5 protein-coding genes and 1 pseudogene are annotated in these 6,686 nt (G+C 75.4%); 1 reads left to right on the top strand and 5 read right to left on the bottom strand.

All coding sequences use genetic code 11. The features are described 5' to 3' along the window. From AC2CHG_RS15920 to AC2CHG_RS15900, 5 genes and pseudogenes are all read right to left on the bottom strand, one after another. Positions 1-487: pseudogene (locus AC2CHG_RS15920) on the bottom strand (hypothetical protein); the annotation flags it as partial. A gap of 54 nt (positions 488-541) precedes the next feature. Continuing rightward, positions 542-2,176, bottom strand: a complete 1,635-nt coding sequence (locus AC2CHG_RS15915; protein ID WP_484525016.1) for a serine/threonine-protein kinase — start codon at positions 2,174-2,176, stop codon at positions 542-544. A 305-nt stretch (positions 2,177-2,481) separates the two neighbouring features. Further along, entirely contained in the window at positions 2,482-4,269 is a 1,788-nt protein-coding gene (locus AC2CHG_RS15910; RefSeq protein ID WP_484525015.1) for a hypothetical protein, read from the bottom strand. A gap of 43 nt (positions 4,270-4,312) precedes the next feature. Continuing rightward, positions 4,313-4,753 carry a DUF4395 domain-containing protein gene (locus AC2CHG_RS15905; protein WP_484525014.1) on the bottom strand — a complete coding sequence of 147 codons (441 nt, stop codon included), beginning with the start codon at positions 4,751-4,753 and terminating at the stop codon, positions 4,313-4,315. A gap of 114 nt (positions 4,754-4,867) precedes the next feature. After that, entirely contained in the window at positions 4,868-5,314 is a 447-nt protein-coding gene (locus AC2CHG_RS15900) for a TlpA family protein disulfide reductase (protein WP_355508731.1), read from the bottom strand. Between the two features lie 223 nt (positions 5,315-5,537). Here AC2CHG_RS15900 and AC2CHG_RS15895 point away from each other — a divergent pair, with 223 nt between their 5' ends. After that, positions 5,538-6,671: a peptidoglycan recognition protein family protein gene (locus tag AC2CHG_RS15895; protein ID WP_262011582.1), complete on the top strand. Its 1,134-nt coding sequence runs from the start codon at positions 5,538-5,540 to the stop codon at positions 6,669-6,671. Positions 6,672-6,686: the final 15 nt, after the last annotated feature.

Genomic DNA, 6,686 nt, shown 5'->3' with positions numbered 1-6,686 from the left:
CGCCCGGCCCGAAGCGCAGCTCACCGCCGGGGGCCGGCACGCCACTCGCCGCCCGCGCGTGGCCGCTCCGATCCGCGTACGCCCCGGCGCCCGTCGCCGCCGTCCCGGTGGGCTGGCCCCGATGCGGTACGCCGGTGGGCTGCCAGGAGGCGGTGGGCTGCCACGATGCTGTCGGTTCCGCACCGGGACGCGGGGCCGGCTCCGCGCTCGGACGCGGGTAGACGGTGGCCTGCCCCGCCCCGCTGTCCGGAGCCGCCGGGAGATGAACGGTCGCCTCGCCCGCGTCGGCTGCCCGGCCTGGGGGCAGGTGCACAGTCGGTTCGGCATCCGGCGGTGTCGGCGTGGCCGAGGCGGCGAGGTCTGCGGTGCGGTCGTCCCCGCCGGGGATAGCGGTCAGGTGGACCGTGGGCTCGGCGGTGTCCGCGGCGCCGGTGATCGGCAGGGCGCGGGTGGGCAGCGCCTCGGTGGGCTCGTCGGGGCGGGTCACGCCGACCGTCCCCGGGACGGGCTGCGGTGCGGAGCAGCGGGCACTGTCGTACTCCTAGCCGGGGGTGCAGTCGTGGTAGAGCGTCACGTACACCGGTGACGTCGAGGTGGTCGTGTTGCCGGCGGCGTCGGCGGCGGTGACCCGGATGGGGATGCGGGCGCTGCGCTCGGGCGTGGACAGCGGCCCGAGCGTGCCGGTGAACAGCCCGCGCCCGGCGGCGGCCATCCGGATCGTGCCGGTGGCGCCGTCGACTGTGTAGCCGAAGGTGACTGTGAGCGCGGCCGGGCCGCTGCGGTCGTCGGTGACGGTGGCGGTGACCGTGCTGCTCTTCGCGCCGTAGGGGCAGCCCTTCGGGTCCAGTTCGCCCGGGTCGGCGCTGACGCCGTCCACGACCGGCGCTGTCACGTCCGGTGGGGGCGGGCTGGTGGTGCGTGACGCGCTGGGGGTGGGTGTGCCGGTTCGGGTCGGCGTCCCGGTCGGGTCGGGGGTGGCCGACGGCGCGGGAGGTGACGGCGCGGCGGACACGGTGGACGGGCTGGGTGTCGGTGACGGGCTGGGCGTCTCGGTGCCGGTCGGGTCCGGTACGGGTGCGCCGGTGGTGACGGGGGCGGCGCTCGCGGGGCCGGTCGGACCCGCGGCGGACGTGTCGTCGTGGGCGGCGTAGCTGTAGCCGGCGCCCCCGGCCAGGACTGCGGCGACCAGGGCGCCGGCGGCGAGCGCGGTACGGGTGCGGCCCTTGCGGAACCGTCCGCCCCGGCCGGTGGTGGTCGTGCCGAGTTCGGTGTGCGCGACGGCGGTGGCGCCCTCGGCCCGGTCCGGGAACGGCCACAGCGCGGCCAGCAGCGCTGCCCGCCGGGCCAGCTCGCGCAGCCCGCGTTCCTCCCATTCCGGGCCGTAGCCGGTGCCGGCGACCCGTTCCAGCAGCTCCAGGAACGCCTCGGCGGACGGCGGGCGCTCGTCGGGGCGTTTGGCCATGCCATGGCGCAGCAGTTCGTGCACCGGCGGGGGTGCCGCCTCGGCGGGGATCGGTGCGCTGGCGTGCTGGTCGCGCAGGGACAACAGGTCCGGCCCCTGGTACGGGGGCCGGCCGGTGAGGCACTCGAAGAACGTGGCGGTGGCGGCGTAGACGTCGCACGCGGGGCTTGCCGGGGCGCCGGTCCACTGCTCGGGGGCCATGTAGCGGGGCGTGCCGGACACCGTGGTGTCGGAGCCCTGGCCGATGGGCATGGCGATGCCGAAGTCGGCGAGTTTGCTCAGCCCGGCGCCGGTGACAAGCACGTTCTCCGGTTTGTAGTCGCGGTGCACGACACCGTGGGCGTGTGCGGCGGCCAGGCCGGCGAGTGAGCCCTTGAGGACGCAGAGCGCGGCCTCGGGTGTGGTCGGGCCGTGTTCGCGCAGCATCTGGCGCAGTGAGACGCCGTCGACCAGTTCCATCACGATGGCCGCGCCGTGCGGGCTCTCCACGTACTCGTAGAGGCGGCTGACGTGCGGGTCGTCGATCTCGCCGAGGAGCCGGGCCTCGGTGCGGAACGCGCTCCGGAATGCCGAGTCCTCGCCCAGGTCGCGGATCAGATACTTGATCGCGACGGGGGTGCCGGTCGCGTCGTGGGTGGCGAGCACGACGCTGCCCGACGCGCCGGCGCCGAGCCGGCGGACCGGGGTGTATCCGGACAGTTCCCAGCCGCTCATGCGACAGACTCCACGGCGTCCCACGGGCGGATGTCGGACGCCGCCTCGCTCGTCATTCTCACCGTGGCGCAGCCGCGGGCCATCGCCGCAACGGCTGCTTCCGGACGCCGACCGGCGCCCGGGCGCTCGCGCGGCGCGGCACCGCACGACAGGTGGTCGGTATCGGACACACCGCCACGATTACCAGACCCCGGCAACCGCCGTCAGCTCGTCGATCATGAAGTTGACAGGGACAAAGAGGACAGACATCGCCGTCAACTTCATGATCGGCGGAAAGGGAGCACGGCGGGAGAGGGTGCGCGGGTTCAGCGGCGGCGGGGTGGGGGGATGCCTGCGGGTGGAGGGGTGCGGAGCAGCCAGAGGGGGTTGCTCGCGCCGACTATCTCGCCGTCGCGGTCGCGGACCTGGGTGCGGACGTACGTGCCGGCGCCGACGCGCACCGGCAGGTCGTGCCAGCCCTGCCGCAACTGCCGCCAGGGGACCTGCCCGACCCGGACCGCCGGTGTCGGGTCCGCGACACCGGCCCGGTCGACCTCGCCGGTGACCGTCTCCAGCGTGGCCCCGGCGGGCAGGTCGGTGGCGCGCAGCCGCACCGTGACGGTGTCCTCGGCGAGCACGGCGAGCGCGCCCATCGCGCTGCGGCCGCCCAGCTCCAGGTCCAGCGCGCCCCGGTAGCCGGCCAGGTCGGCGAACCACGCCTGCCCGGCGCGCAGCGCCGCGACCAGGTCGTCCCGGCCGGTCGAGGCCGCCCACACCGAGGTGACGTTGCGGTCCCGGCCGGCCCGCCAGTCGGTGCCGTCGTGGTCGTCGGTGACCCCGACGGCGGTGAGCGGGATCGCGTTGCGGGCCGCCACGTCGTACGCCCAGAGGTGGTCCTCGACCGGCCGGCGTCCGATCTCGATCAGGTCGACGCCGAGCGCGTTGCGGCTGACCAGCAGGCGGGCCAGGGACTCGCGGCGTTCGGTGTCCAGCGGGTGGTTCCAGCACACCACCCCGCCGTGCGCGTGCAGGAACTCCACCATCCGCTCGGTGGCGTCGACGTCGTTGTCCCGGTACGGCGGGGACGGGAAGCGCGGCAGCGTGCCGTCGCCGCCGAACCAGTTGAGGTGCCGCACCATCGACACCTCGTACGCCCGGTGGTGGGTGACGCCGGGGTACGCGCCGTCGTAGCCGCGCAGCACCTCGGCGCGCAGCTCCTCGCCCGCCTGGCCGGCGCGGCGCGCGCGGTCGAAGACGAGCCGGTCCACCAGGTAGGCGCCGCGCCCGCCACCGGCCACCGTCACGCCGAGGCGCAGTCCGCGCAGCGAGTTGTCCCCGGCGACGATGTCGGGCCAGAGCCGCCGTACGTCGGCGAGCAGGCCGAACGTGTGCCGCCGCCACGCGCCGGGCGGGGCGGGCAGCTCGACGGTGCCGTGCCGGCCGTCCACCGTGTGCCGGACCGTGTCGACGCCACCGAGGCGGTAGCGCAGCACGAGCTGCCCGGCGGGCCGCCCGGGTCCGGCCGGGTGGTGCGACAGTGCGAGTTCCACGGTGAGCGTGGCGTCCCGGCCGGCGGCTTCGGGGCGTACGTCGAGGTGCAGTGTGGTGTCGGAGATGTTTGAGGTGTGCGTCCAGTTCCACGCCTTGCCCGCGTACCAATGGGTGCCGGAACCAGCGGCGGTCAGGCGCAGCGCGCGGCCCGGGCCGTCGGGGGCGTCCGGCGCGTCCACGAAGTCGGCGGCCGAGCCGGTCAGCCGTCCCTCGGTGGCGGGCTGCCAGGTCCAGGCCAGGCCGCCCTCGCGTTCCTCCGGGCCGTCGAAGTGGACGACCCGGCGATGGTCGTGGGCGGCGACCCGGAAGTCGTGGTCGGTCCACCACAGCACGTCGACGCCGTTGCGCCGGGCCTGGTCGAGGTGGGCGGCGTAGCTGGCCACGCCCTCGCTGAACGAGGCGTGCAGGTGCATCGCCATGCTGACCGGCCGCCGGCCGCGCGGCGGGGGCGGCGGCCGGTCGTTCGTGGCGGCCAGCCCGACCGGCACGCCGATCCCGGCGACCGCCAGCCCGCCCGCGGCCACGAGCACGCTGCGCCGGTCCAGCCGCCCGCGACCCGCCATGCCACTCCCCCCGTCCGCCCGGGGCCAGCGTACGGGCGCAACCTCAGCGCGGGGGCACCGCCACCCGGGCGGCGAGCGGGCGTCCGGCCAGCCGCCGGATCGTCAGGTACGCCTCGCAGCCGAGGCAGAGCCCGAACGCGGCGTTGAGGAACGCGGCGGCCAGCGCCGCACCGGTGGCGGCCAGGCCGAGCGCGGGCAGCCCGGCGAACCAGCCGGCCGCGCCGGCGACGCTGAAGACCAGGCCGACGACCTGGGCGAAGCGCACCGGCGCGACCGGCTCCAGCTCCGCCGGCGGGTCCAGCCGGGGCGCCACCAGGGCGCGGAACAGCAGGCCGTACGGCCCGACGCGGGGGTTCAGGGCGGTGAACGCGAACACGACGGCCTGGGCGAGCAGGAGCAGTCCGGAGCCGGTGACGAGGACGATCGCGAGGACGACTGTGGTGAGGACGGCGGCGAAGCGCGGTCCCCGGGGATCGAGCAGCATGGGGTGGGTCCGTTCGTGCGGGGGCGGTCGGTCAGGCGGGACGCGCCGCCGCACAGAGGCTCGTGGCGAGCCGGCCGTGGTCCACCACCCGGCGGCGGGTCAGCCGTACGCCGGTCATCGCGCCGCCCCGGCCGTGAGCGCGTCGATCAGGTCGTCGCGGTCGGGCACGCCGGCGGCGCGGCGCACCACGCGGCCGGCGGCGTCCACCAGCAGCACCGTCGGGGTGCGCCACACGTCCAGTTCCCGGGCCGCGTCGAGGTGTTCGTCCACGCCGACCTCCCGCACCGCGACCCCGTCGACGCGGGCGGCGACGTCGGCGAGCACCCGGCGGGCGGCCCGGCAGGGCGCGCAGACCGGTGCGGAGAACTGGACCAGCGTGACCTCGCCGGGGCGTACCCCGAGGGCGGTGAGGGTGGCCCGGTGCGGCGCGTCGGCGGCCGATGGGCGCTTCCGGACGGCGCGCAGCCGCCCGTCGTGGCGGCGGCGCCACCAGCCGAACGCGGTGGCGGCCGCGAGCACCGCGACGAGCACGACGATCCCGGTCAGGCTGGGCGACTGCACCGGCCCAGGCTGCCACGGCGGGTCGCGGAAGACCATGGTCCGTCCCGGTCAGCGGACGTGAGATCGCCTACTCCGGCGGTAGGAGCAACCGGCCCACCGGCCGGCGAACGTCGCTTTTGTCCTCTGGCGCGCCGCGCGAGCTTGGCAATATTCTCCACCACGCGCGCAGTCGTTGCAGTTCCTTTACATCGCCCGGCGCCGGCCGGGCCATCGAGGAGGCGAGATGCACTTCGACCACCCCGAGCTGGACCGCCGTACGCTGCTGCGGGCCGGCCTCGGCGCCGCCGCGGTCGCGGTCGTCGGCAGTGAGCTCGCCCTGCCGGCCGCCGCGCAGGCCGCGCCGGGCGCGGACCTCGACTGGATCATCAGCTGCGACGAGTGGGCCGCCCGCCCGCCGGCCGACCCGCTGTCGGTGAGCGCGATCCCGACCAACAAGATCATCGTGCACCACATGGCGTTCCCGAACGTCACGGACTACTCCGAGGAACACGCCAAGCAGCTCGCCCGCGACTGCCAGGACCTGCACATGGACGGCAACGGCTGGTCCGACACCGGTCAGCACTTCACGGTGAGCCGCGGCGGTCACGTCCTGGAGGGACGCCACGGCAGCCTGGACCGGCTGCGGGCCGGCGACCGGCAGATGATCGCCGCGCACTGCCCGGGCGAGAACGGGCGAGCCATCGGCATCGAGAACGAGGGCACCTACGTCACCGAGACGCCGCCGGAGGAGCTGCTCGACTCCCTCGCCCGGCTGTGCACCGCGATCTGCCGGCAGTACGGGCTGCACGCGCACGACATCTTCGGTCACTGGGACTTCCGCGCCACGCTCTGCCCGGGCGCGATGTTCTACCGGGAGTTCCCGGCGCTGCGCCGCGCGGTGTTCCAGAAGCTGGGCACGAAGCTGGGCGACGTGCCGGCCCGCCGCTGGCCGGACATCTGGCGTTTCGTCGGCGGCCCGGTGGTCCAGGTCGCGCAGTACCTGCTCACGTTCCGCGGCTACACCGTGCCGGTGAACGGCGTGTTCGACGCGGCCACCGTCGCCGCGGTCCAGGACTGGCAGGCGCGCAACGGCATCCCGGTCGACGTCGACGCCACGCTCACGGCGCCGACCTGGGAGACCCTGGCCCCGGAGCTGGACCAGAAGTCGTCGGGCGTCCCGGTGGTGGCCGCGCAGTTCATGCTCGCCTCCAAGGGCTACGCCGAGGTCACCCCGACCGGCGAGTACGACCACGCGACCCGCACGGCGGTGAAGGACCTCCAGCGCCTGCACGGACTACCGCCCAACGGCAAGATCAGCACCACTACCTGGTGCGCGCTGGTGGGGGGTGTGGTGCGCCAGTCGTTCCACAAGCACTGACGGCGCACCGGCGGG

It is taken from the genome of Micromonospora sp. ATLC20 (genome assembly GCF_057196585.1).
Note: the sequence above shows the minus strand (reverse complement) of the source record. Positions and strands in the feature narration are given on the sequence as shown.

Excerpts from the sequence above, each read along its gene's own strand:
- AC2CHG_RS15905 (WP_484525014.1), bottom strand. The coding sequence starts at position 4,753 with ATGCTGCTCGATCCCCGGGGACCGCGCTTCGCCGCCGTCCTCACCACA.
- AC2CHG_RS15915 (WP_484525016.1), bottom strand. The coding sequence starts at position 2,176 with ATGAGCGGCTGGGAACTGTCCGGATACACCCCGGTCCGCCGGCTCGGC.
- AC2CHG_RS15910 (WP_484525015.1), bottom strand. The coding sequence starts at position 4,269 with ATGGCGGGTCGCGGGCGGCTGGACCGGCGCAGCGTGCTCGTGGCCGCG.
- AC2CHG_RS15895 (WP_262011582.1), top strand. The coding sequence starts at position 5,538 with ATGCACTTCGACCACCCCGAGCTGGACCGCCGTACGCTGCTGCGGGCC.